The following is a 25,470-nucleotide window of genomic DNA, read 5'->3' on the forward strand; positions in this document are numbered from 1 at the left end:
TTTTCACCTTAATTCCGGTTTTAATGAAAACATCTGTATGGTTTTGGATGCCATTGACCCATCGGTTGTTGATGGCTTTTTTACTGCTCTCCAGTCTGACAGGTTACGCGCAGAAAATTTATTTCGTAACGCCTGCGGGGGGCGTTTCGACAAAAAACGGCACATCCTGGAATGACGCCTACGCCGGGGCTAATCTGCAAACTGCGATCGATGAAGCCGGTACCTATTCGCGAACCCATGAAGACGAAAGCGTGCAGGTCTGGGTAGCGGCCGGCTTGTACAAACCCACCACAACCACCGACCGGGGCATTAGTTTTTCGATGCGGAACAACGTGGCGATTTATGGCGGTTTTGTGGGCAATGAAAGCCAGTTAAGCAGTCGGCCAGCCCTTAACCTGAGCACGCCATCGAGCACGACGCTCAGTGGAGAAATTGGTGATCCGGGTACCATCGACGACAATTCCCGGCATGTGATCAGCAACCCGGCCTCGTTGAGTTTAACCAACAGTGCGGTTATCGATGGGTTTGTGATCACTGCCGGAAATGCGGATGGTGATTTGGATGATGACTATGGCGGGGGAATCTATAACGATGGAGACTTTAGTGTTTGTGACCCATTGATTCGGAATTGTAGCTTTATCAATAATTCCGCCGGTTTTGGTGGAGCCATAGCCAACGACGCGTTGTTGGGTATTAGCGGGCCAACTGTGATAAACTGTCGATTCACTGAGAATATAGCCAGTAAAAATGGCGGAGGTATATTTACTTATTCCGACGATGAGCTTAGCAGGCTGGTACTGAGCAACTGTTTGTTTGAAAAAAATACGGCTGGAATCGGTGGCGGGGCTCTGTTCAATGCCGAGAATAGGTTGGAATTGATGAATTGTGACTTTATTGGTAACGAATCTTTGTTCATGGGAGGAGGTATGTACAATCATGCCTGTGCTATGATTGCAACCAACTGTCTATTTTTCGAAAACAAAGCGGGAAGTGGGGCAGGTATGCTGCTTCGGACGGACGATAAACCCAACACGCCGATGCTGACGAATTGTACCTTTAGCAGCAATACCGCAACCTATGGGGGTGGTGGAGTGTATAACCAGGTAACCCGAGGGCTGCTTCGTCCTGAATTGACCAATTGTGTATTTATATCAAATGCGGCTCAATCTGGCGGAGCCATTAACAACAACGCCGAGGATGGCGAATGTAGCCCCAAAGTGATCAACTGCACATTTACCGGCAATACCGCTTCTTATCAGGGGGGCGGTTTTTTTAATAAAGTTACGGATTCCGGTTCCAGTCATCCGAAACTTACCAACTGCATCGTCTGGAACAACGGCGGAGACAAGGCGATCTACAACGAAAATGCTACCCTGACGGCCGGTTACAGTCTGTTCGATCCCGAGACAACCGGGTATGATGGCACCAACAACCTGACCACGTCCGACTCGCCATTTGCGAGTGCTTCCGATTGGCAACTGACAGCCTGCTCACCGGCCGTCAATGCGGGCTACCCGGGCAGCACCACCGCCATCAGTGGAACGACGGACCTGGCGGGAAATTCCCGGTTTTACAACAACGGCCCCATCGACATGGGCGCGTATGAATTTCAGGCCATCCCATTCTCGATAACAAGCCAGCCGCCTTCTGCGTCGGTGGTTTGTGCCGGCACACCCATCAGTGTTTCGGCGGCCGCTTCCGGTTACAGTCCATTGACCTATCAATGGTACAAAGATGGGATTTCCCTGGGACCGTATCAAACCTCGGCGACACTGAGTTTGGGCAATGGGCAACCGGATGGATCCGGTTCCTACGTGGTGGTTGTCACCGGCTGCAACAGCCTGACTTCTAATGCTTTCGCGCTGACGGTTCATCCGGCGCCCACGACGCCGGTGTTGAATCTGCCGCCGTCGATCACGTTACCCATTCTGCAAAATACCCCTTTTGTCAGCCTGGCCATTACGGGTTGCGAATCCGGGCGTATTGAATGGAAAGGTTCCAATGCGACGACGGGGACCGGTTCCCTGATCACGGTTCCGACTTCCGCTACCGGAACGCTGGTTTATTCCGCCACCTGCACCATCGGCAGTTGTGTTTCTGAACCCGGTACGTCCACCGTTGCGATTTCGCCGGCCTTTGTCAATGGTAGCTTTGACGGGTTTGTAAACGGAGCCGATTGCGAAAGTTTCCGGGGCTGGGCCTGGGATCGTAACAAGGTCAATACCGCCCTTAACATCGAAATTCTGGACGGTTCTGCCGTCATTGCCACACTGCCTGCGGGGGATTTTCGCCAGGATTTACTGAATGCAGGCAAAGGAAATGGCAAACATGCGTTTCGCTACACCATTCCCGAATCATTGAAAGACGGTTTGTCCCACCAGCTCTCGGCCCGAATCGCGGGCAGCAGTTTTATTCTGAAAGATTCGCCAAAAGCCCTGGTTTGTCAGGGCAGCACGACGCCGGAGGGCAACAAACCACCCGTACCGCCCACGCCCACGGTTTTGGTTGCGCCCCTGGCCGCCCAGGTTGGCGTACCATTCTCAGCCACGCTGGTGGCTTTCACCGACCCGGAATCCGGCAGTTTGACCTACGGATTGAGCGGTTTGCCCGCTGGCTTGACCATCAATAGCGCGTCTCGGGTAATTAGCGGCACCCCGACCGAAGCGGGGAGTTTTGTGCTGGCATACTCAGCCACTGATCCGGCCGGAGCGACCAATAGCGTCAGTTTTGTGTTAACCGTCATTCCAGCAGCCACCACGACGGTATCGGGCAATTTCGAGGGGTATCTGGACAAGGTGGAATGCGGCACCATCCGGGGGTGGGTTTGGGATCGTAATCAGCCCAACGCGCCGGTGACCGTGGAGTTTTATACGGGCAGTACGGTCTGGGGCAGCACGGTGGCGAACCTCTACCGGGTCGATCTGAAGAATGCAGGAAAAGGAAACGGGTTTCATGCGTACAGCTTCGCGGTTCCTGCCAGCCTGATTGGCACGGGGACGCATGTGATCTATGGCCGGGTGCAGGGCAGCAGTTATGTGCTGAAAGATTCGGGAAAACCGCTGACGTGTTCTTCGCCGGTTCGGCGGTCGGCCGAATCAGGCGGCCAACTGGAAGTAGCGGTTCTGGGCAACCCGGTCACCGATCAGGTGGTGGTTGAAATTTCCGGCGCAAAAGGTCAACCGTTGCAACTGCAATTGATCAATACTCAGGGGGAAATACGGATGGAACATTCGATAGCGATAGCGAAAGGCCGGGAACGGCAACATTTTGATCTCAGCCATCAATCGCCGGGTTTGATGCTTCTCCGGGTCAGTACATCGGGGCAAACTCAGGTTGTGAAGATTTTGAAAGTCAATTAGTTATCTGGGAGGACAATTGGCCTGCCCGGACAGGCAGACGAAACTTTCAGGATCGTTACGGTTTTTTTATGATCCCGCCAAATTGAGTATTTGGCGGGGTTTTTTGTCTGGTAATGTGCGTACTTGTCTTTTTTTTCATATGTTTGGATTCGTTGTTAGTATAATTTTATTATTTATTCATATTTTGCAATGTCTTATAACTCCTGTCCCCTTATCACTCAATCGAATGAAGTTTATGCTACGGATTTGCCGGTTTCCTGTCCACGGTTTTAAGGATCATTCCCCGGTTTTTACAGCGGTTAACACCGCCTGATTTCACCTCTTTTTTTTCAATACCTGATCCGGACATTGGATGCCCGGGCCAGCTTTTTATTTTATCTATTCCAAACACTCTAATCCTTTTTTTATGAAAAAAAATTTCCAGTTTTCCCTAACCTTATGTCTATTGCTTGCCTGGGGGTTGCACATACCCGGCGCTGTGGCACAGTGGACCACCGCGAGTTTAAGCCAGAGTCGTAACAAGCTGGCCGGTACGAGTGCCGGTGGCAAAGCCTTTTTTGGTGGCGGTTTCGAAGGCCTGACGGCTACCAACCGGGTCGACATCTATACCTTGGGTACGGATTCCTGGTCGCAGGCCGATTTGAGTGAAAGCCGGGGTGACCTGACCGCAACCGCTTCACCGGATTCCGTATTTTTTGCCGGCGGAGGTAGTTTAGACCAGAAGGGTTTTTCCAAACGCGTAGACATCTATAGCGTTGCCAATGATACGTGGTCTCAGACCGATCTCTCGGAGAGTCGTTCCTTACTGGCATCGGCCCAGGCAGGACGAAAAGTCCTTTTTGCCGGCGGGATTCACTTGGAAGGTAGGATTGTTAAACTCCTTACAACGGTTAAAACCGTCGATATTTACGATTTAATTGATAAAAACTGGACCACTGGCGAATTGTCGGAAGCTCGCTCCAGTCTGGCTGGGGTTGCTGCCAATGGCAAGATCTATTTTGCCGGAGGTTATAAAAGTCTATTGAGTGGTTTTTCAAAAAAGGTGGATATTTATGATGTTGCTACCAGCACCTGGTCGACAGCGAGTGACTTATCGGAAGCCCGGGGTGGTCTAGCTGCCGTGGTTGCCGGGGGTAAGATTTTTTTTGCGGGCGGTGTTAAAGGTTTATTAGATTACTCCGACCGGGTAGATATCTATGACCTCGCTACCAGTACCTGGTCGCAGGCTACCTTATCCAGTAAACGAACCAATCTGACCGCAACTACCGTGGGTGACAAGGTCTTTTTTGCCGGCGGTGAAAATCTTTCGGGGAGCTCGACCGTCGTCGATATTTACGATATGACTTTAGACACCTGGACAACGGACAATCTTACCAAAAAGCGGAAAGATCTGGCATCGGCCAGTGTCGGAAATAAAGCGCTTTTTGCCGGCGGCTTTGTTGGCGCTTTAGACGGGGGATCAACGGTTCTGGTCGACATTTACACGGCAACAGCCGTTGATCAGCAGCCATCCCCCGGTTCGTCTACGGTTTGCCAGGGCAGCACCGTTACCACGACCATCTCCGCTTTGGGTGATAACCTGACCTATCAATGGTATAAAGGATCGGCCAGCACCTCGGCTGCCGTCGTGACGGATCAAACCTCAGCTACCCTAACATTGACGAATGTGCAGACCACCGATTCGGATTCCTACTATTGCCGGGTCAGTGGTGACGGTGGAGTCGCCTGGTCGGAAGCATTTGCCCTGACGGTTCTTTCGCTGCCTCCGACTCCCACCGTGGCTTTCTCGGGCCAGAGCAATGTGACGGTTTTTCAGAATACTCCTTTTATGAAGCTTAGTATCACCGGTTGTGAGGCCGGGTCGGTATCGTGGACAGGGCCGGGTGGCAGCAGTGGTTCCGGTACCAGTATTTCAGTCCCAACCTCCGCAACGGCAACCCTGGTTTATTCGGCAACCTGTACCATTGGCAGTTGCACAAGCTTGCCAGGAAGCGCCACGGTTGTCGTAGCGCCAGGTACCGCAGTTGGTAGTTTTGACGGCTTTATATACGGTGCCGATTGCAGCACGTTCCGGGGCTGGGCCTGGGATCGTAACAAGGTCAATACCGCTGTTTCAGTAGAAATTCTGGATGGACCCAACGTTATTGCAACCATTCAGGCTGATGTCTTCCGGCAGGATTTGCTGAACGCGGGCAAAGGAAACGGGAAACATGCCTTTCTTTTCGCCATTCCGGAATCGATCAAAGACAACCAGTCGCACCTGCTGTCGGCCCGGGTGACCAACAGCAGCTTTATTCTGAAAGATTCGCCGAAAGCCCTGATTTGCCAGGGAAGCGGGGCTAATCCGGGTAACGAATTGCCCAAACCGCCGACCCCGACGGTCATGATCGCACCCCTGGCCGCTCAGGTGGGTGTGCCGTTTTCGGCCACGCTGGTCGCCTTTACCGATCCGGAAGGAACGACGCTTTCGTACGGGTTGACGGGCCTGCCCAACGGTTTATCCTTGGATATGGCCACCCGCATCATCACCGGGATTCCAACGGTGGATGGAACATTTGTGTTGACCTATCAGGCGACGGATGAGGGCGGAGCCAGCAACAGTGTGAGCTTTCCGCTGACGGTTAGCCCGGCTTCTTCCGGTGGTGTCACCGGCGATTTCGAAGGCTATCTGGACAAAGTGGAATGCGGCACGATTCGCGGCTGGGTCTGGGATCGCAAGAAGCCCAACACGCCGGTGACGGTCGAATTCTATACCCTGAGCAGTGGTACAGTCTGGGGTAGCACGGTGGCCAACATCTACCGGGTCGATTTGAAGAATGCCGGGAAAGGCAACGGGGTTCATGCCTACAGTTTTGTGGTTCCTGACGCACTGAAAGGCGTTGGCGATACCAAGATTCATGCCCGTGTTCAGGGAAGTACGTATGATCTGAAGGATTCGGGAAAAATCCTGAATTGTCCATCACCAGGTCGGCTTTCGGCTGAACGGACCAACGGTCTTCAGGTGACTGTGCTGGGCAACCCGGTGAACGATCGGGTCGAGGTGGAAGTTCGCGGAGCCGAAGGGCAGCCGCTGCGCTTTGCGCTGACAGACGTTCAGGGCCGGGTGATTGGTGAGCGCCAGATTCAACAAGCGGCTGCCATCGACAAGCAGAGCTTCGGTATTTCCGGTGCTCCGGCAGGTCTGCTGTTCCTGAACGTAAGCACCAACGGCCAGAGCCACACGCTGAAGCTGGTTAAAAGGTAGATCAGACTAGAGAGAAAAGACAAGAGAGTAAAGATTAGCCGTGTTTTCAAAAAACCGGTTTGTCTTTACTCTCTTGTCTTTTCTCTTTTCCCTAAAAACTCAATTCCCCACCATGAACACCGCATTGCCGAACAACAGCTTCCCGTTGTACCAGAAACCGCGGAACAATGGGTTGTCCATCATGTATACAATGCTGCCTTTGCCCAGTTCCTGAACGCCATACAGCAAGGTGTTGTTGAGCTTCGACCGGGCATTTTTTCCCACAAAACCGGCCACATAATTATCTTTCTTCAGGTAGCCGACATTCCAGCCATCTTTCAGAAAATCGTAGTCGTAGACGTTCTGAACCAGCGCGTGATAGCCGTTGGGATAGCCAAAGGCCAGCGGATGGGTCCGGTCCAGATCGACGCGGTAGACACTGCCCGGCGTTTCTTCCGAAATCGCTTCGCGTTCGCGTTCGCCGTATTCCCGCAGCGACTCGTCCGTATCGGTTTCGGTTTTTTTATCGGTTTTCTCTTTTTTACTGTCCGGTTTATCCACTTTTTTCTTTAGGCCAAAGTCCGGTTTTTCGGCAAAAAACGAGGTGACGCGTTCCATCACAATGAGTTTTCCACCCGCCTGAACCCAGTCTTTCAGTTTGGTCAACGTCCGATCGTTCAGGATTTTTCCGTAGCCGTAGCCCTGCGGCATAATCAGCACATCGATCTCGGCGAGTGAGGCATTCGGGAAGGCATTGGCTTCGATGAGCGTCAGTGGATAATCGAGGTCCTGATCAAAATAATGCCAGACTTCACCCATGGACGTCGGAGAGGTGACGTCGCCGGAAATAACGGCAACCCGGGGGTTTTTCAGGGAGAAAACGCTGCCGGAACCAAAGTCGGCCCCTTCGGCTACAAAACCGGTGGATGCGGGAATGAGCGGGATGTTCCGTTTGCTGGCTTCCTGCTGGATGATCTGGTAAAAACGGTCACCCAGGCGTTCGTTCCCGGCGCGGGTGATGATGAGCGTGCCGGCTTCAAACCGCTGTTCGCCCTGTTTAAAAGTCCGTTCTGCCACCCGAACCCGCACCTTGTTTTTCAGCAAACCGGCCAGGAACTGCACCTCCTGCGCCGACTGCCAGCGCACCAGGTAGGCATACGGTTTTGGCCCGGAACCTGAAGTCCCTGGTACCGAAGGCGTCACTGGATTGACATACGCCACCGGCGTCAGTTTCTCCTTTAAGCCGTAGGCTTTCAAACCGTAGGCGTAGGGAATACACCAGGAAGTGATGTCATAGGTCACCGAATCTTCCAGCGTCGACTTGGGCTCGAAGAGGATTTTTAGGAGGGTTGATTTGGGCTGATAAGCACTGATCACCAAGTCGTTACTCTCCATCGTAACCGCTTCATTCTTCTGATTCTGGTAGTTGAAACCCACCAGTTTCTGAGATTTCCCGGCCAAACCGTAGCGGATCTGGTTGTTGTCGAGCAGTTTCCGGAGTGCCGTAATCCGACCTTCCTCGTTGGCGGTTTTGATGACGTAACTTTTGAATTCACCCACCGGATTGGTCAGCGATTTTTCGAAAAATCGGTTGAAGTTTTTGACCACATCATCCGGTCGGTCGGCCACGGATTCGAGGGTGGCAAAGCTGGCGGTGTAATGGTGGTCAATGCGTTCGCGCAGGGTGAGCGTGTCGCCGTCGTTTTTGCGATAGGCTAGTCCGGCCCGGCCACCACCGCCCTGTTCAAAGGTCATGCCGATGGCACCGTTGTAGGTTGGCCAGGTATCGCCGTAGCTCGGATAGAACAAGTCGAAATTCTCCCGTGTATAATACAACCAGCCGTTTTTGTCAAAATACCGGGTGTTATACTGTCCGATAATTTGCTGAAATTCCCGTTGCCAGGGCGTAATGTCTTCGTGGTAGGGCTTGGCCGAGGGGGCAAAATAATACGGACTTTCCGGGCCCATTTCGTGAAAGTCGCCGTGCAGATGCGGCATCCATTGTTGGTAAAGTGCCATTCGCTGCTGCGTGATTTCCTGGGTTTGCCAGGCCCAGTCGCGGTTCGGATCGAACAGGTAGTGGGTGTAGCGGCCACCGGGCCAGGGCTCGCTGTGTTCGCGCGCCAGGGGCGTCGGGTCGGGGTGTACACCACTCATCTGGTTATACCAGTTGACATACCGGTCGTGGCCGTCGGGGTTGAGGCCGGGGTCCAGAATGACGACGGTGTTGGACAGGATTTTCCGGGAAACCGCATTCGTGGGATTGAGCAAATCGTGGAGCACCAGCATGAAGGCTTCGGAGCTGATGGCTTCGTTGCCGTGGACGTTGTAGCTAAGCCAGGCAATGGGCGGTTGCGTCGAATTTGCGGCCTGAGGGGATGCAGCGGGGGTATTTCCCAGACCGATCTGTTTGAGGTGCGTGGTGCGGATTTCTTCCAGCCGCGCCATGTTTTTTTCGGAGGCCACCACCACCGCCAGCAATTGGCGACCTTCAAAAGTGGTTCCGTACGGAATTATTTTTACCTGAGAGGGTGCTTGCCGGGCCACCTGTTCGGCGTAGGCCAGCACCCGGTGGTGGGGCGAAAACCGCTTGCCGACGGTATAGCCTAAAAACTGATCGGGATGTTGTAACGTGTTCTGAGCGAGCGTAGTCAGAGCCATTAACAGGCATAGACCAAATAAGGAGAGTCTTTTCATGAAGTGCAAATAATGAATTTATCGGGCAATCCCCAAAAATAAGTCGAAACCACAAAACCCCGTCAAATCGCAGAAAAATCATTTTTTTTTAGTCAGAGATTTGCAGCTATCAATTTTAGCCGTATCTTTGCACCACAATTTCAGAATCAGGGTTGGCAAATGAGTCGCCGACCAACTGAAAACTGGATATGGCCGATTCGTCTAGCGGTTAGGACGCGGCCCTTTCACGGCTGAAACACGGGTTCGATTCCCGTATTGGTCACTCCGATAACCCCGACAAAGTTTGTCGGGGTTATTTTTTTGTGGAAAATGCGCGGCAAAATCGGGCCAGATGATCTCATTCTTTATGAGCAGAGTTTGTCGTAAAACTCATTTCACGGCGTATAAAAGTGTTGAATATTCGCAGAATAGTACCATGTTTTGATCCCATACTCCCCTAATTTTGCACGGAAGGCTCAAAATCTTCCGTTAATAGAGATTGGTAAGTAAACAGACCCGGAATCTTTTCACCGGGTCTTGTTTTTGGGGGGAGTGGAAAGCCGTGCAATGTAGTTTTTATGGTGTTTTTCTCCGTACTGAGCTGTATTTTCGATGTTCATTCATAGCTAGCCCGACTTCTGTGTCGGGCTATTTTTTTGGTGAGACTTTACGAAACTGTCCCGGTCATTCCAGACCACAGGCTCAAAATCCGGGAAGCAAGATTAAACCGGCACCTGATTTGATTGTCCTAGTATTCAATTGATCATTTGATTAATTGAATACTGGACAGTGACAGATCCATTGGAAATAGACCGGTTTAAAAAGGATAGAGCGTGAAGACCTACAAAGTGACTTTTCTAAAGGGGGAGGAATCCTGGACTACCTATGTTGAAGCGACCAACCGGCTTGATGCCAAACGAAGATTTCTGGCTCAAAATATGGGAACACTGGTTCGGGTCAATAAGGCCATTACAAAATACAATGGGAGTGCAACTGCCAATACGCAGGAATAGCTGCTGAAACACAATTGCCGCTTTTGCAACAATCCGCCGGAACGTGGGTTAATCAGTCTAACCCCATCCTCCATGAAAAAGCGGCTGACATTCCTCCTGACAATTGCTATTTCCTTCGTATGCCTGAGTTGCGATCCCCTCGACCAGAAATACGATCAGGACAACTATTCGAAAGTGATAGAAGAGCATGCCGATTCGGTAAACCGGTCGGCATTTAACCGGGCTACGGTTGAAAATGATATCAATGATGTTCGCAACGAAGAGTTTACATATCAGGAATTAATCGAGCAAGGTAAAATTTTACAGAAAAAAGAGCAGACCAATAAAAATGTGGCACGCTGAATGTGTGCGCTTTTTAAGCTGAATACTGATTAAAACAATTATTGAAAAATATTGCTTGTGCAATAAATTATTGAAAGCCGTTTAAACAAAAATGTCCGAATGCAAAGCTTCCGGACATTCGTTTCACCATCGTAAAGTAAATCTGATCTTTATATCCGAAACAGGGAGAGATTTTGCTGGATAAAACAGGTTATTCTAGTGGTATAGACCCGAAAAATGTGACAATGGTTGCATACGGGTAGCCAAAAAGCGATTAGAAAGCCTTTTTAAAATAATTATAAATAAAGAAAATATGTAATTATAAATAGTATACTTGGTTTGATTTTTGCTCAATTTATCATGCGTTGTTAACTCATTAGATCGGAAAATTAAGTTCATTTTTCCATTCTTTTTATTCTTAATCTCCACCATCAGTACGAATAAATTTCAAAAAAAACGCTTGTCGGTTAATTTAATCTTGATTGCCGGTTTGTCCGGTTTTAATGCTCCCACTCTCTGTATGCTGAACTTTAAAGATCACGAAAATGGAAATGAAAACTCTGCGAGGAACCTTGAACAAAAGGAAGTTCAAATGCATAGTATATGCCAAAGATGGCACATATCTGGCCAGCCGCATTTATAATTCCTACACGGAGGAAGGTGCCCTGATGCAGCTTGAAGAGTGGCTCGAGGTGCATCAGCCTGCCAACTATGACCCGGAAACGATAAAAGTTGAGACGCTATAGAAGGACTTTCGCTTTTGCCCCTAAAGGGGATTTAGGGGCAAAAGCGAAAGTATAAAGAATTATCAGACGTAAGTCCTATGTAGAATGCCCTCGAAAAATCGATTGAAAAAGAAACCCCGACACCTGTGCCGGGGTTATTTTTATGTAGGACAGAGAAAATAAGGAATGCAGACTGGATAGACTGACGGATTTGCCAACCGGTGCCGTATTGGTTACATCCGGAGTTTAATAAGTTCCAGATCGATCTGTTCTTTAAGCTGAATCAAAATCTGGCTGTGGGCATGCTTTTTTTGCAGTCGTTCCACCTGGGTCGACACGGTAGATTCGATCTCTGTCAACGATTCGGCCAGCAAGTGAGACAGTGTGTCCAATACATGCTGTTGCAGGGTTGTCAACCGAAAGACGGTTTTCGGGTTGGTTACCGGATTTTGCTCCAGTTGTTCGATCAGGTCAATCAAGACATTGTGTTGCTGCTGGATTTCATTTACCATGGTCAACCATCGGCTTTCAATCACCGAATGACTGGGTAAAATAATTTCCTTTTTGTTTAACATTTGAGCAACCACGCGAATGGCGATCTACCGTAAATGATTAAATCGTTGCGTAAAAATACATAAGTAATTATACATAAAAAACAGTTCCGGGCTTATTTTTTTTATTGAACGGCAAGTGTCTGTTAGTAAGCGGATTATACTGAATTATACGTAGATCATTTTTCGCGAAATTCCGCCGTCTACAATGAAGTTTTGTCCGGTAATAAATGAGTTGGAATCGTTGATCAAAAAGAGGATCATCCGGGCGATGTCGTCGGCCTGCCCAACCCGGCCGGCCGGATGCTGCGCGTGGTCCTCGGGGCGGAGTTGTTCGTTGCGGGCCTTGCCTTTTTTCTTTAGAGCCGCCACATCGATCCAGCCCGGACTGATGCAGTTGACGCGGACGTCCGGACCCAGACTAACTGCCAGCGAATGGGTCAGGGCAAATATGCCACCCTTCGACGCCGAATAGGCAAAGGTTTCCGGTTCCGACTGAAAGGCGCGCGTGGAGCAGAGGTTAACGATGCTTCCCTGTTGTTCGGCGAGGTGGGGGGCGGTATATTTGGAGCAGAGGAAGGTGCCGGTCAGGTTGGTGCCAATGACTTTGTTCCAGTCTTCGAGTGTAAACCGTTCGAGCGGCTTTTCAACCTGAATGGCGGCATTGTTGATGAGGTGGTTGATTTGACCGAACCGCTCGATGGTGGCTTTGACCGCATTTTTCACGGCGGTTTCGGAGGTGATGTCGCAATTGAGTACGAGGGACCTGGAGTTCGACGATTTCATGGTCTCGCTGAACTCTTCGAGCGCTTCGGCATCGCTTTCCCAAATGGCAACCCGGTAGCCGTGGGTCAATAAATACTGAGTCGTTACACGCCCGATGCCCTGGGCTCCTCCGGTCACAATGACAGTTTGCATAAGTGGATACATAGCTGGTTACTGTCCGCTAACTTACCGATGGATGTTGAAAATTGCTTATAATCCTATTTACCGACACCCGCTTCCCGAAGGCCACCGCTTTCCGATGTCGAAATATGAATTGATTCACGATCAGTTGCTGTATGAGGGAACATGCCAGCCCGCCAACTTTTTTTCCCCCGGTCTGGTCGATGATCGCTGGGTGCTGGCGGTCCATACTTCCGACTATGTCCGCCAGTTAAAAACGCTGCGTGTTCCGCCGGTTATGGTGCGCCGGATCGGTTTCCCGCTGTCAGAAGAATTAATTCAGCGGGAGTGGATGATTACGCAGGGAACCATCGATTGCAGTCTGATCGCCTTACAGACCGGCATTGCCCTCAACATTGCCGGCGGCACCCACCACGCCTTTCCGGATCGGGGTGAAGGCTTTTGCCTTTTGAACGATGTAGCCGTGGCGGCCCGGTATGTACTCGATCATCAACTCGCTAAAAAAGTGCTGGTTATCGACCTGGATGTCCACCAGGGAAACGGAACGGCGGTTATTTTTCGACAGGAGCCCCGGGTTTTCACCTTCAGTATGCACGGCAAAGACAACTACCCGCTGCACAAGGAACAGTCGGATCTGGACGTGGCGTTGCCGACCGGAATGACCGACGAAGACTACCTTAATCAGTTGGCCGAAACCTTGCCCCGTCTGTTAAAAGAACAAAAGCCCGATTTTCTGTTTTATATTTCCGGCGTCGATGTGTTGAAATCCGACCGGCTTGGGAAGCTGAACCTGACCCGTGAAGGCTGCAAACAGCGCGACGAGTTTGTCTTTGAGCAAGCCCGCAAAGAAGGCTTGCCGATCGTGGTTTCGATGGGGGGCGGTTATTCCCCCCGAATGGCCGACATTGTGGAAGCGCATTGTAATACGTTTCGATTGGCAGAAAAACTTTACTTTTGAGCGACGAAAACGAAAACAAATGAAACTACAACTGTTGACACTCGTGTTGGGAATGGGGTTTTCGGCATCTGCCCTAGCCCAGCAAACGACGCCAAACCAGGCAAAAGAGGATACGCAACGGCGTTTGCGTCGGACGGAAACCCGCACCACGACCACGAAACTGTATCCGGAGCGGGATTCGATTCTGGTATTGCTCAAAAGCCGCATGGCCGTTCTAAATCCGGGTTCGGGTACCACCGGCAGTGTGGCAACCTGGTTTACGGAAGAGGCAAAGATTACCGATTCGGACGGCAGCCGGAAAACACCGGCGGAATACCAGGCGTCGGGCGGGAAAATAAAGTACCAGCATTACCGCGTACGGAAACTGGAAATCAACGAAAATACCGCTCAATCTGTTGAAGTATACTCGTATGTTCCGGTCGAAAGCACCGGTACGGCATCCCGATCTGCAATGGTAACCAGCCAATTGCGGAAAGATCCGGACGGTCGGTGGCGGATTACGGATATGCGCATTACCTCGAAATAGAATCGTTTCTCACAGCCAAAAAGACCACCATGAGTCGTTACCGTTTTAGCATTGATTTGGGAGAAACGTTTACAGATTTTGTGTTGATGGACGACGCGGGCCGGCTATCCATCAAGAAAATCCCCACCACCATTCATGATTCAACCGAGCGTTTGAAGGAGGAAATCGGGTATTTCATGGCGGAGAAAAAGGTAGATCCGGCGGTGGTAGAGGCCCTGGTGGTGGGGATGAGTGTACAAATGCCGCCGTCCATGGCCATCACCTGTGCCCGGAATCTGGAAGAGAAACTGCTGGCAGCCGGGTGGGCAACGCCGATTCGCCTGGTAACCAGCCACGGGCGTCTGCTCCCCATCGATGAAGCGGAGGAAAACCCCGAATCCATCATGTCGCCCCGCATTGGTGGACTCATGACCGGGCGGTATTTTGGGAACCAGATCGGGCAGAAAAATCTTGTGGTACTGCGAATTGGCGGATCGTCGGCGTTTGTTTCACTGCAGAACGAACGATCGGCCACATCGATGGATTCACTGGATCAATCGTTGGAAAACCAGGTGCGTAGTTTTGAAATGGGCGGTAATAGCTACATCGGGCTGAATGAAGAAAAAGAACCCGTTCTGCTCGCCGAACATGCTACACCGGGTCCAGGGCCGGCTTGCTTCGATCGGGGCGGCACGGTGCCAACACTGACGGATGTGGATTTGGTGTTGGGTTTTCTGAATAAAGATTATTTTCTATATGGGGCCATTCCACTTAAAGTGGATTTGGCCAAAAAGGCCATTCGGGAACACCTCGCAACACCCCTCAACATTTCGGTGGAAGAAGCCGCCATGCGGGTCTCCAACAGCGTTGAAGCGAAACTGGCGGCCCAAATCCGGGAATTGACCGGGGCGCATACCGCTGAGCTGGAGACGTATAGCCTGCTGGCATTTGGGGGTGCAGGACCGGTTCATGCCTGTGAAATTGCCCGGCTGTTGGGGATTCAGCAGGTGGTGGTGCCGGTGGGAGCCGGGGTGTCGTCGGCATTGGGGTATCTGCTGGTGTTGGCCGAAAATGACCCGGAATGGCAAATACCGGCGGCTATGCAACGGGCGGGCTATTACAACTCCACCCAGCGGACGGGAGATTTTCACGCCCTGAAGGGATACCGATCGGTGTATTATGAAAAGGATTTGACCCCCTGTGGTTGCCCGATCTACGACCGCGCTGGTATTCGTGCCGAAGACACCTTGTCAGGACCGGCGATCATCGAAGGCCCGGAATCCACCGTGGTGATGCACGAAAAAAGCTACGCCCGCATGGACGCGTTCCGAAATCTGCGGATTTTCTTACGATAGATAAGAGAGATTAGACAAGAGAGGTTAGACAAGAGAATAAAGACCCCAAAAGGGAACTTCACAGTCTCTACTCTCTTGTCTAACCTCTCTTGTCTATTCACGAATTATAGATCGAAAACGACGCGATGCAGTCGTATTTCTTCACGCGGGCATTGCCCCGGGAGCGGGCAAAAATATGGAGCGTCGACCAGCCCCGGATCGGGACATTGAACTGCAACTGGTGCTGATTGCCATAGCGAGCCACTTTAACCGGAACTTCAGAACCTTTCGACTGTCCGAAACGACTGACCGTGCAGAGGTATTCCAGCGCCTGTTCGTTTTGCAGCGTCAGTTCCGCTTTTCCCTGCGTCCGGATTTGTCCGTTTCGCGGAAAGTCTGGCCCGAATCCCAACTGAAAATACGGATCATAGAGTTTTGGAAACCGGTCGAACTCGGTCTTGCTGAGTGGCTGATCCAGAAACTGCCAGCGAGAATCTGTAGGAAAGTGTTGGGAAACAAACACTTCCGGTGGCGTAAGGAAATAAAAATCATTGCTGCCAGCGCCTTCCGAAGCGGTGGTAACGGCCCAGGCTAAATCCAGCAAAAACCACTCATCTTCAATATTGACGGCATTCCATTCGTGGTCGACCACCGCAATGGGGCGTCCTGCTTCCTTGTCCTCCGTGCGGGCATACCCCCGGATGTTGACGGCCTGAACGCCCGCCCGTTTCAGGAGGTATTTGAACAACAGTGCATAGCCGGTGCAGAGCCCTTTTCGCTGGCGCAGAACCCGGTTGGCGTATTCAAATTCGGAATAATATTTCTGGGAACTCCGGTTGTGAACGGCCTCCAGATCGTAGCGGATGTGGGAAACCATCCAGGCGTAAATCACCCGGACCTTGTCCATATCCGTGCGGGCAGGAGCCGTCAGGTAGTCCGACAAACTGGTAATGCTTCGGGCGTACGAGTCCGGAGCATGACGTGCGTAGTAATCGATCTGGCCGTAGTGATCGCTGGGCGACACAACCGACGCAGGCTTCAATCCGACGCAAAAAACCAATACAAGTACGATGGGCAGGAATCGGCGACACATATTCGTTCTACACTTGTCGATAAAACTGAAAACCGTTCCCGTTTATTGTTTTCCGCCGATGAATTCCTCCCCTGGTACCATCTAGAGCAGGATATTATCCACCGCCTGCATACGTTCCGGCAGCTTGGTTTCGCCCAGCATTTCACGCAAATCGATCTCCACATTGCGGCAGATGGCCGTCATTGGAACGTCGTTGATGCTGTTTTCGAACGGGTTTTCGCTGGTGTCGCCAATGATTTCCATCGTGTTGAACACCCAGGAAATCAGGGTGTAGAACGGAATGGTGAGCCAGACATACCAGTCGCCCAGTTTAGCCATTTCACCAAGCAAACCGTAGGGCAGGATCAGGACGAAAAGCCAGATGAAGACGTAACTGAAAAAGGCGTACTGGCGGGGAAACGGAAACGTTTTGATTCGCTCGCAGGCGCCCTGCTGGTTGTAACATTCGACCAGCAAGCGTTCCATTTCAGCGTGGTAGTACTCCGAAATCAGTCCTTTGGCCCGCAGTTCTTTGAGTTGGGCGGATTGGTTCCGGATCAGATGCGTGGCGGCATTCTGTCGCTTGATGATGAATTCGACTTCTTCAGTGGTTAAAAACGGTGCCAGGTCTTCATCCAGTTGGTGCAGCCGAAAGGCTTCGATGCGTTCGATCAGGGTATGCTCGGCCCCCACACAGGCCTCCCAAACCGTGCGTCGGCGAAGCTGGAGCCGCAGGGCGTTCAGAAAAGCCAGTTGGCGGTAGACCAGACTTTGGTGAATGGTTTTCAATTCCTGTTCCGAAACCGGAGCGGTGGCGTTCAGATTGGTCACGTAGTCCAATGCCATAATGGCCCACGACCGGCTGACGTTGACCAGACTGCCCCAGATCCGTCGCCCTTCCCACAGCCGTTCGTAGGAGGAATTGTTTTTGAAACCCACGTAGAACGCGACGGCGGTTCCGATCAGGCCGATGGGCAGAAAAGGGATGGCCAGACACTGCCAGCCCGCCATGACATAGAGCAGACAGATGAGGGTGGAATACCCGAGAAAGAACAAGACCGAACGCCAGGCGAACGGGAAAATATGGTGAAATCGAACCCGCTTAGAGGTATACATGATGGATAGGAAGTTGGTTGAGTCGGTGTAAGATCACTAAAAAAAGACCTGCAAGGTTTGAAAGCTTACAGGTCTTTAGGGTATCGATAAGATGACTGAATTTATCGGGCGAGCCTGAAAACCGGAAACTGTCGTTGTAAAATATAATAACTGCCGAATAAAACTGTGCTGAAGGTCAGGTCGCCCAGCACGGCATTCAGAAAGAACGACTGGCCATCGTAGAACGCCAAACCGGCGGCATAACTGGCCATCAGGCCCTGGGGCGTTTGCGGGTAGAACGAACTGCCGTACCAGACTGCGAAATTGGTGATCAGAAAAAACAGGGCTGAGGACAGGAGCGAAGCGGTTAAGACCCGGCCAAAGGTGACTTTGCGCAGCAGAACAACGCCCAGCAACCAGATTACGGTGAAGGCACTGTAGACGCTCATCATCCCACTGTGGAAACCAATGAAGAGGTCACTGAGCAACATGGCGGCCAGCGGAATGGCCAGCCCGAGCCATTTGCGCTCAAAGGTGGCCGCGCCAAACAGGGCCAGGGCAGCAATGGGTGTAAAATTATACGGGTGAGGTAACAAACGACTCAGAGCCGTGACAACGATGATGGCCGCTAACGATGCCGTACGAATGTGAATAAGCTTCATGGCGTGAAGTTACACCGAAAATTAAAAACTGTCAAAACCTGAATCAATTTGGGGGGCCGGACACTCAATTTGCTGTCGTATTTCCGCTACTTTCCGTCGCAGATCCGTTTCAGCATTCAAACCTTTTGTAAGCTATGGAAAAACTCATTGGCGTTGACTGGCATTCGGTCTTTATCCCCACAACATCTGTTTTGGAAATGATGGTGCGCGGCACCCTCACGTATTGGTTTATCTTTTTATACCTGCGGTTTTTCAGGCGCGGCACTGGACAACTGAATCTCAGCGACTTGCTACTTATTACGATGATTTCGGATGCCGCTCAGAACGCGATGGCCGGGCCGTATGAATCCGTGACGGAGGGTTTGTTTCTGGTCGGAACGCTGGTTTTCTGGGACTATACGCTCGACTGGTTGGGTTACCAGTCGGTTTTTCTAAAAAGATTGATTGAACCCGATCCGATTTTACTGGTAAAGGATGGGCAGTTGATGCGCCAGAACATGAAGCGAGAGATGATCACGGAAGACGAATTGATCAGCATCCTGCGGGAAAACGGCGTTGACGATTACCACAATGTGAAAAAATGCTACCTCGAAGGCAGCGGAAACATTAGCGTAATCGAAAAAAAATAACCGGATAAAATCGCCTAAAATCCAGACAATTAAAGGTGATTTTATCCGGTTTATTCGGGATCAATTCAGTTGATAAAAAATGAGTATATCTTTTACTTTATCCCGAACGCGTTTCAGCCGCATTTTGACGGCGCTGTCTTTAACCTGTAGTAGTATTGCCATTTCCCGGATGTTCATGTTGTCTTCATACTTCATTCGCAAATACATCGACTCGCTGGGGGCGATTTTTTCCAGAATCAGATCCACAAGCTGGTAGCGTTCTTCCATCCCGGCGTAGTCGTTGGTTTCGGCCAGCGTCTTGACGATCTCGTGATCCAGTTCGACCCAGTCGCTCCGCCGACGGCCCATTTTCATGCGATCCATGCAATAGTTGGTCGAAACCGTGTAGAGCCAGGTCGAGAAGGTGGACTTTTCCTTGAAATTGTGTAGCCCGGACAAAACCCGCATGAAAATGTCCTGCGTGAAATCTTCCGCATCGACCGGGTCTTTGGTAATGGTCAAACACCGGCGGTATACCTTGTTTGAATAACGCTTGTAGAGTTGACCAAAATAGTCGCTTTGTTGGGTAGCAAGGTAATACCGTACCAGCTCCTCGTCGGTGTGACGATTGGTGTTCATAAGTTGATAGCACAGAAATCGTGAACTATGTATTGAACACAAAGAGGAGGCTGACCCTTTGAGTAATAATAACTGAGCAATCGCTCAATGATCCAAAACTATTGATTGTCCATACAAATGTCAAGGGGTAACTTTACTTTTATTTGATTTTCACCATTAGTTTATAATCAGTCCATCCTAAAAAAATATTGGATTGATTTTAGGAGATGAACCGGATTCAGAAGACGGACTTGTATTATTGTCAGGAGTGGGAAAAAGTGCCTTTTTGGTCATATTCTTCAATAAGTTATATCTATTTTTTGGGATAGAATCGGGAAGTAACACAATGAAAAAATAACAAACCCTTTTACCTTTGCCGAAAGAACCGAACGAGGCCTCAGGCCCTCCGCTCATTTACAACACGATTCCAATGGTACAGAACGACGAATTGATACGAATCATTGACCTGCTCAACACCACCTATGAAGGGGAAGAAGCCTGGCACGGGCCTTCGCTGGTGGAAGTGCTGAGTGGCGTTTCTCCCGAAATGGCGGGTCACCGGTTGACGCCTAACACGCATTCCATCGCCGAACTGGTCTTCCACATGACGAGCTGGCGGATTTTTTGCGTTAAAAAAATGCAGGGAGATAAGGATTTCGACATCAAGACGCCGGAGAAAAATTTCGGGTCGTTTCAGGTTATCGACGATTTTGAATGGGAAGCCCTGCAAATGGAACTGAGCCTGAGTCAGGAAGAATTGATCAACGAACTCGACAAACGCGACGATGATGAATTTCTGGAAGATATCGTTCCCGGTAGGGACTATACGTACTACGATATGTTACACGGGATTATCAACCACGATACCTACCACTCCGGGCAGATTTCTATCATTAAGAAAGGCTTGAAATTTAAAGGGCTGGACGAAGATCATTCGCACGACGAGTTCGGTTCGAAATACGGCGACGAATTCGACGACTATTAAACCGTGGGTGACCCGTTCCTGCCATTTTAACCATCAAACCATTTAATACTCCAACGCTTTGAACTACTGGCTCGTTAAGTCCGAACCGGACGCCTATTCGTGGGACGATTTCGTTAAGCAGGGAAAAGCCGTGTGGGATGGCGTACGGAACTACCAGGCCCGCAACAACCTCGCTTCGATGCGCCTGGGCGATCCGGTCCTGTTTTACCACAGTGTGGAAGGCAAGGAAGTGGTCGGATTGGCCAAAGTGAGCCACGAAGCCTATCCTGATCCGACCATTCCGGAAGATCCGCGGTGGGTGGTGGTGGAACTCGAACCCGTCACCCGGCTTTCGAAACCGGTTTCACTACAGCAGATCAAAGCGGAACCGCTGTTGCAAAATCTGTTGCTGATCCGGCAGTCCCGGCTGTCCGTCGTTCCCGTGAGCGTCAACGAATTTGAGTGTATTTTAGCCCTGGGCTCATGAGTAACAACCATTTGACGCTGCTGACCCCCGAAAGCTGGTCTTCCTATGAATTAATCGACACGGGCGGTTTCGAAAAACTTGAACGCTTTGGCGCGATTGTGCTTAGTCGCCCGGAGCCGCAGGCCATCTGGCCCAAGTCATTGACGGATGCCGAATGGCAAAACCGTGCTCATGCGGTTTTCAAAAAAGACAAGGGGTCGCAGGAAAAAGGGGAGTGGGTGCTAAACGCCAAAATGGACGAGAAATGGTTCATTCCGTATCAGCAACAAGGTCTGGATCTGACGTTCAAACTCTCGCTCTCGTCCTTCAAACACGTCGGAATTTTCCCGGAGCAGGCCGTCAACTGGCCGTTTATTCATCGGAACGTATCGGCTCTACCCGTTGAAAAACCGCGTGTTCTGAACCTGTTTGCTTATACCGGTGCGGCATCGTTGTCGGCCCGGCAGGCTGGTGCGGAGGTGACCCACGTCGATGCCGTTCGGCAGGTCATTACCTGGTCGCGGGAAAACATGGAAGCCAGCGGGCTCGACAACATCCGCTGGGTGGTGGAAGATGCGCTGAAGTTTGTGAAACGGGAAGTTCGTCGCGGCAATACCTACCACGGCTTGATTCTGGACCCTCCGGCCTACGGTCGCGGACCGGAAGGGGAGAAATGGCTGCTGGAAGAACACCTCAATGAGTTGTTGCAGGTTTGCGCCGAATTACTGGACAAGCAGCACTATTTTTTAATCATCAACCTCTACTCCCTCGGCTTTTCCGCGCTGATTCTGGATAACCTCATGAAAGCCCATTTTGGCGAGCGTCCCAACACTGAATTTGGCGAACTGTATCTTAGCGACGGTTTTGCCAAACGCCTTCCCCTGGGCGTATTTTATCGGTTTTCTTCCATCGAATGACCTATATTTGCAGTTGGAAACGAACTGGGCTGTCTGGCCATCCGGTATTTCGGAAGCGGCAGTCCGCCTTGATTTCCGGGAATTAGAATGGGCAAATTTTGTAGCCTCTGGTGTCTGATTACTGTTTGTTTTCTGATGGCCTGTTCCGACGATGACCGCCGGCAGACCCGGATTCCCGCTGTGCCGGAAAATTCGGCTGACACCCGGAATCAGGCCGCTCTGGAAGCCCTGACGCGGGCGATCAACCAAAGCGGCCCGGCCTCGGCCTATGCCAAACGTGCGGCACTTTATATGGATCTCGGAAAAACCGACGAAGCCCTGGCCGACATCAACGAAGCCCTCGAACGGGAAAACAACGAAGGACGGTATCACTTTGTGAAGGCGCAGGTTTTGCGGAAAAAGCAGTTGTATGACGATGGGTTGGAAAGTGCCTTACGGGCCGAAGGGCTGGGCGTCAACACCCCGGAATTATACATTGCCATCGGGGATTTGCTCCAGCACGAAAAACAGTTGGACCGCGCCCGGTTTTACCTCGTGAAAGCCCTGCAAATGGCGCCCTACGAAGGCGAAGCGTTTTACCTCAATGGTCTGGTGGCGGCCAAATCGGGAGACACCACCCGGGCGGTTACGTTTTATAAACGGGCCCTGACGCTGAAACCCCGGTTTCTGGAGCCGTATGTGCAGTTGTCGATCATCCATTCTGTTCGGGGTGATTATGCGTCGGCCATTGCCTACAACAAACGGGGCGCCAGTTACTTCCCAAACGACCCCGGTTTGCTCTATGCCCTAGGCCACATTTACCAGCAAACGGCTGCGTCCGACAGTGCCTACTTTTTTTACCAGAAAGCCTTGCGACTCGACCCCACCATGGTGCAGGCGCATTTTCAGTCGGGTCTGGTAATGATGAAGCTGCGGAACATGGCGCAGGCCCTGCAGCACTTCGATCAGGTGGTGAAACAGGCCCCGCAATTTCCCCGCATCCATTATTACATCGCCATGTGCTATGAACAATTCCGGGAGTGGGAACAAGCCGGTAAACAATATGCGTTAGCGATGCAGGAGAATGCCGCCGATCAACAGGCCTATTATGGCTACTGGCGGGTGCAGAAGAGAAAAATGTATGGCGATGCCACCGATCTTCCGTACGAAGAACGCCCCGCTCCGCTAACCCGTCCCGGTCAGGTGCTCGACACCACGCGCGTTCGCGTCATGATGATTCAGCCCCGATCCCGATTTAGCCGTGATTCAACCAGAAATTGAGATGAAGAAAAATGCTAAATGTAAAATGAGAAATGTTGAATGTAAAAGTAGTTAGAGTGTATTCAATTTTACATTCAACATTTCTCATTTTACATTTAACATTCAAAAGAATTGCCGATTGAGTACCACTGATAAACTTTATAAAAATGAGTGACCAAATTCGCATTACACTGCCCGACGGCAGTGTCCGGGAGTATCCCAACGGAGTAACCAGTCTGGAAATTGCCCTGAGCATCAGCGAAGGGCTGGCGCGCAATGTGTTGGCTGCCAAGGTGAATGGCACCGTGCAGGATGCCACGCGCCCCATCACAACGGATGCAGCGGTTACCCTTTTGACGTGGAACGATACCGAAGGAAAAGCGACATTCTGGCATTCATCCGCCCACTTGCTGGCCGAAGCCCTGGAAGAACTTTATCCGGGCATTCAGTTCGGGATCGGACCGCCGATCGAGAAAGGCTTCTATTACGACGTCGATCTGAACGGGCAGCATTTCTCGCAGGAGGATTTTAAAAAGGTGGAAGACAAAATGCTCGAATTGGCGCGGCAGAAACAGGAATTTATCCGTCAGCCGATCAGCAAAGCCGAAGCCGTCGCCTATTTTGAAAAGAAAGGTGATCCCTACAAACTCGATCTGCTGGAACGGCTCGAAGACGGAACGATTTCGTTCTACACCCAGGGGAACTTCACCGACCTCTGCCGGGGACCCCACATTCCGCATACCGGTTTTATCAAAGCCGTGAAGCTGATGAACGTGGCCGGGGCCTACTGGCGGGGCGACGAGAAGAACAAGATGCTGACCCGCGTTTATGCCGTCACGTTTCCGAAACAGAAAGAACTGGATGATTACCTGCACCTGCTGGAAGAAGCCAAAAAGCGCGATCACCGGAAACTGGGCAAGGAACTGGAACTGTTTGCTTTTTCGGAAAAAGTCGGCGCCGGTTTGCCGCTGTGGTTGCCAAAAGGAACGATGCTGCGCGAGCGGCTGGAGAATTTTCTGCGGAAAGCGCAGGTTCGGGCCGGTTATCAGCAGGTCGTTACGCCCCACATCGGTTCGAAGCAATTGTACGTCACCTCGGGCCACTGGGAGAAATACGGTGAAGACTCGTTCAAGCCCATTCTGACGCCGGAAGCGGGCGAGGAGTTTCTGCTGAAACCCATGAATTGCCCGCACCATTGCGAAATTTACAAAACCAAACCCCGTTCCTACCGGGATTTGCCCCTGCGGCTGGCGGAGTTTGGCACGGTTTACCGGTATGAACAAAGCGGTGAACTGCACGGTTTGACCCGGGTTCGCGGTTTTACGCAGGACGATGCGCACATTTTCTGTCGCCCGGATCAGGTGAAAGAGGAATTTATCAAAGTCATCGATCTGGTTTTGTACGTTTTCAAATCGCTGGGTTTCGACGATTACAGCGCCCAGATTTCGTTGCGTGATCCCGAAAACAAGCAGAAATACATTGGTTCGGATGAGCTGTGGGAAAAAGCCGAAGCGGCCATCATCGAAGCGTCGGCCGAACGGGGCCTGAGAACCGTGACCGAACTGGGCGAAGCGGCTTTTTACGGCCCCAAGCTGGATTTCATGGTCCGGGATGCCCTGGGCCGCAAATGGCAATTGGGAACCATCCAGGTCGACTACAACCTGCCCGAACGGTTTGAACTGGAATACACCGGTTCCGACAACCAGAAATACCGGCCGGTGATGATTCACCGTGCGCCGTTTGGTTCGATGGAACGGTTTATTGCGATCCTGATCGAGAACTCGGGAGGCAACTTCCCGCTCTGGCTGTCGCCCGACCAAATTGCGGTTTTGCCGATTTCGGAGAAATATGAGGATTATTCCAACGAAGTTTTCCTAACTTTGCAGGAAAGCGACATTCGGGGGTACGTCGATCACCGCGATGAGAAGATCGGTCGCAAGATCCGGGATTCGGAATTGAACAAAGTGCCATTCATGCTGATTCTGGGCGAAAAAGAGCAAGCCGAAGGGCGTGTTTCCGTTCGCAAGAAAGGCGAAGGTGACATTGGATCGATGACCATTGCTGAATTTGTGGCGTTTTTCCAGAATGAAATCAAGCCCGTAGCGAAGGCAGTTTGATGAAATAAATGAACAAGGAACGGGGTTAATGAACAGACCGGACGGTTTTCCGCTATTCATTACGCCCGGTTAATTGTTCATTAACCTCATTTTCTTGCTCCGAATGCTCAAAATGCGTATTTTACGGGAAACTTTATAATA

At 51.1% G+C, this 25,470-nt stretch carries 21 protein-coding genes and 1 tRNA gene; 15 read left to right on the plus strand and 7 right to left on the minus strand.

Going from position 1 to position 25,470, the window contains the following annotated elements:
• Positions 1–71 precede the first annotated feature (71 nt).
• Both ACS5NO_RS13050 and ACS5NO_RS13055 read left to right on the plus strand, forming a co-directional pair.
• The gene (locus tag ACS5NO_RS13050) at positions 72–3,359 is read left to right on the plus strand and encodes a putative Ig domain-containing protein (protein WP_439415556.1); all 3,288 of its coding nucleotides are present in this window, start codon (positions 72–74) and stop codon (positions 3,357–3,359) included.
• A 406-nt stretch (positions 3,360–3,765) separates the two neighbouring features.
• Positions 3,766–6,603 (plus strand): Kelch repeat-containing protein, encoded by a 2,838-nt coding sequence (locus tag ACS5NO_RS13055; RefSeq protein ID WP_439415557.1) that lies wholly within the window; start codon positions 3,766–3,768, stop codon positions 6,601–6,603.
• Between the two features lie 99 nt (positions 6,604–6,702).
• On the opposite strand, the gene ACS5NO_RS13060 is transcribed toward ACS5NO_RS13055, so the two are convergent.
• The gene (locus ACS5NO_RS13060; RefSeq protein WP_439415558.1) at positions 6,703–9,279 is read right to left on the minus strand and encodes a M14 family metallopeptidase; all 2,577 of its coding nucleotides are present in this window, start codon (positions 9,277–9,279) and stop codon (positions 6,703–6,705) included.
• Between the two features lie 190 nt (positions 9,280–9,469).
• Between ACS5NO_RS13060 and ACS5NO_RS13065 the strand changes: the two genes are divergently transcribed.
• From ACS5NO_RS13065 to ACS5NO_RS13080, 4 genes are all read left to right on the plus strand, one after another.
• Positions 9,470–9,541: transfer RNA gene (locus tag ACS5NO_RS13065), tRNA-Glu, on the plus strand.
• A gap of 550 nt (positions 9,542–10,091) precedes the next feature.
• Positions 10,092–10,271, plus strand: coding sequence for a hypothetical protein (locus tag ACS5NO_RS13070; RefSeq protein ID WP_439415559.1), 180 nt, complete (start codon positions 10,092–10,094; stop codon positions 10,269–10,271).
• A 72-nt stretch (positions 10,272–10,343) separates the two neighbouring features.
• A complete protein-coding gene (locus ACS5NO_RS13075) occupies positions 10,344–10,613 on the plus strand; it encodes a hypothetical protein (protein ID WP_439415560.1) in 270 nt (89 codons plus the stop codon).
• A gap of 524 nt (positions 10,614–11,137) precedes the next feature.
• Positions 11,138–11,338, plus strand: coding sequence for a hypothetical protein (locus ACS5NO_RS13080; protein WP_439415561.1), 201 nt, complete (start codon positions 11,138–11,140; stop codon positions 11,336–11,338).
• Between the two features lie 212 nt (positions 11,339–11,550).
• Here the strand turns inward: ACS5NO_RS13080 and ACS5NO_RS13085 are convergent, their stop codons facing one another.
• Together ACS5NO_RS13085 and ACS5NO_RS13090 are read right to left on the minus strand one after the other, a co-directional pair.
• A complete protein-coding gene (locus ACS5NO_RS13085; protein WP_439415562.1) occupies positions 11,551–11,829 on the minus strand; it encodes a hypothetical protein in 279 nt (92 codons plus the stop codon).
• A gap of 207 nt (positions 11,830–12,036) precedes the next feature.
• Positions 12,037–12,786, minus strand: coding sequence for an SDR family oxidoreductase (locus ACS5NO_RS13090; RefSeq protein ID WP_439415563.1), 750 nt, complete (start codon positions 12,784–12,786; stop codon positions 12,037–12,039).
• A 43-nt stretch (positions 12,787–12,829) separates the two neighbouring features.
• Here ACS5NO_RS13090 and ACS5NO_RS13095 point away from each other — a divergent pair, with 43 nt between their 5' ends.
• From ACS5NO_RS13095 to ACS5NO_RS13105, 3 genes are read left to right on the plus strand one after another with little or no spacing between them, the layout of a single operon-like run.
• Positions 12,830–13,732 carry a histone deacetylase family protein gene (locus ACS5NO_RS13095; protein ID WP_439415564.1) on the plus strand — a complete coding sequence of 301 codons (903 nt, stop codon included), beginning with the start codon at positions 12,830–12,832 and terminating at the stop codon, positions 13,730–13,732.
• Positions 13,733–13,751: 19 nt separating this feature from the next.
• Entirely contained in the window at positions 13,752–14,258 is a 507-nt protein-coding gene (locus ACS5NO_RS13100; protein ID WP_439415565.1) for a Cif family virulence factor, read from the plus strand.
• 29 nt (positions 14,259–14,287) lie between these two features.
• Positions 14,288–15,592 carry a hydantoinase/oxoprolinase family protein gene (locus ACS5NO_RS13105; RefSeq protein ID WP_439415566.1) on the plus strand — a complete coding sequence of 435 codons (1,305 nt, stop codon included), beginning with the start codon at positions 14,288–14,290 and terminating at the stop codon, positions 15,590–15,592.
• 97 nt (positions 15,593–15,689) lie between these two features.
• Here the strand turns inward: ACS5NO_RS13105 and ACS5NO_RS13110 are convergent, their stop codons facing one another.
• The 3 genes from ACS5NO_RS13110 to ACS5NO_RS13120 form a co-directional block, all read right to left on the minus strand.
• Positions 15,690–16,664, minus strand: a complete 975-nt coding sequence (locus ACS5NO_RS13110; RefSeq protein ID WP_439415567.1) for a transglutaminase domain-containing protein — start codon at positions 16,662–16,664, stop codon at positions 15,690–15,692.
• 81 nt (positions 16,665–16,745) lie between these two features.
• Entirely contained in the window at positions 16,746–17,759 is a 1,014-nt protein-coding gene (locus tag ACS5NO_RS13115) for a bestrophin family protein (RefSeq protein ID WP_439415568.1), read from the minus strand.
• Between the two features lie 101 nt (positions 17,760–17,860).
• Positions 17,861–18,400, minus strand: coding sequence for a DUF6580 family putative transport protein (locus ACS5NO_RS13120; RefSeq protein WP_439415569.1), 540 nt, complete (start codon positions 18,398–18,400; stop codon positions 17,861–17,863).
• Between the two features lie 134 nt (positions 18,401–18,534).
• Here ACS5NO_RS13120 and ACS5NO_RS13125 point away from each other — a divergent pair, with 134 nt between their 5' ends.
• Positions 18,535–19,029 (plus strand): DUF421 domain-containing protein, encoded by a 495-nt coding sequence (locus tag ACS5NO_RS13125; RefSeq protein WP_439415570.1) that lies wholly within the window; start codon positions 18,535–18,537, stop codon positions 19,027–19,029.
• 60 nt (positions 19,030–19,089) lie between these two features.
• Here the strand turns inward: ACS5NO_RS13125 and ACS5NO_RS13130 are convergent, their stop codons facing one another.
• Positions 19,090–19,647 carry an RNA polymerase sigma factor gene (locus ACS5NO_RS13130; RefSeq protein ID WP_150874878.1) on the minus strand — a complete coding sequence of 186 codons (558 nt, stop codon included), beginning with the start codon at positions 19,645–19,647 and terminating at the stop codon, positions 19,090–19,092.
• A 409-nt stretch (positions 19,648–20,056) separates the two neighbouring features.
• Here ACS5NO_RS13130 and ACS5NO_RS13135 point away from each other — a divergent pair, with 409 nt between their 5' ends.
• From ACS5NO_RS13135 to thrS, 5 genes are all read left to right on the plus strand, one after another.
• Positions 20,057–20,611, plus strand: coding sequence for a DinB family protein (locus tag ACS5NO_RS13135; protein WP_114409361.1), 555 nt, complete (start codon positions 20,057–20,059; stop codon positions 20,609–20,611).
• 58 nt (positions 20,612–20,669) lie between these two features.
• Positions 20,670–21,077, plus strand: a complete 408-nt coding sequence (locus ACS5NO_RS13140; protein WP_439415571.1) for an EVE domain-containing protein — start codon at positions 20,670–20,672, stop codon at positions 21,075–21,077.
• Entirely contained in the window at positions 21,074–21,973 is a 900-nt protein-coding gene (locus ACS5NO_RS13145) for a class I SAM-dependent methyltransferase (RefSeq protein WP_439415572.1), read from the plus strand. The genes ACS5NO_RS13140 and ACS5NO_RS13145 overlap by 4 nt, the downstream gene beginning before the upstream one ends.
• A 135-nt stretch (positions 21,974–22,108) precedes the next feature.
• A complete protein-coding gene (locus ACS5NO_RS13150) occupies positions 22,109–23,233 on the plus strand; it encodes a tetratricopeptide repeat protein (protein WP_439415573.1) in 1,125 nt (374 codons plus the stop codon).
• A gap of 146 nt (positions 23,234–23,379) precedes the next feature.
• The gene (gene thrS, locus ACS5NO_RS13155) at positions 23,380–25,329 is read left to right on the plus strand and encodes a threonine--tRNA ligase (protein WP_439415574.1); all 1,950 of its coding nucleotides are present in this window, start codon (positions 23,380–23,382) and stop codon (positions 25,327–25,329) included.
• The last annotated feature ends 141 nt before the right edge of the window (positions 25,330–25,470 follow it).

This window comes from Larkinella fluvii, assembly GCF_051857545.1.
Lineage (GTDB): Bacteria > Bacteroidota > Bacteroidia > Cytophagales > Spirosomataceae > Larkinella.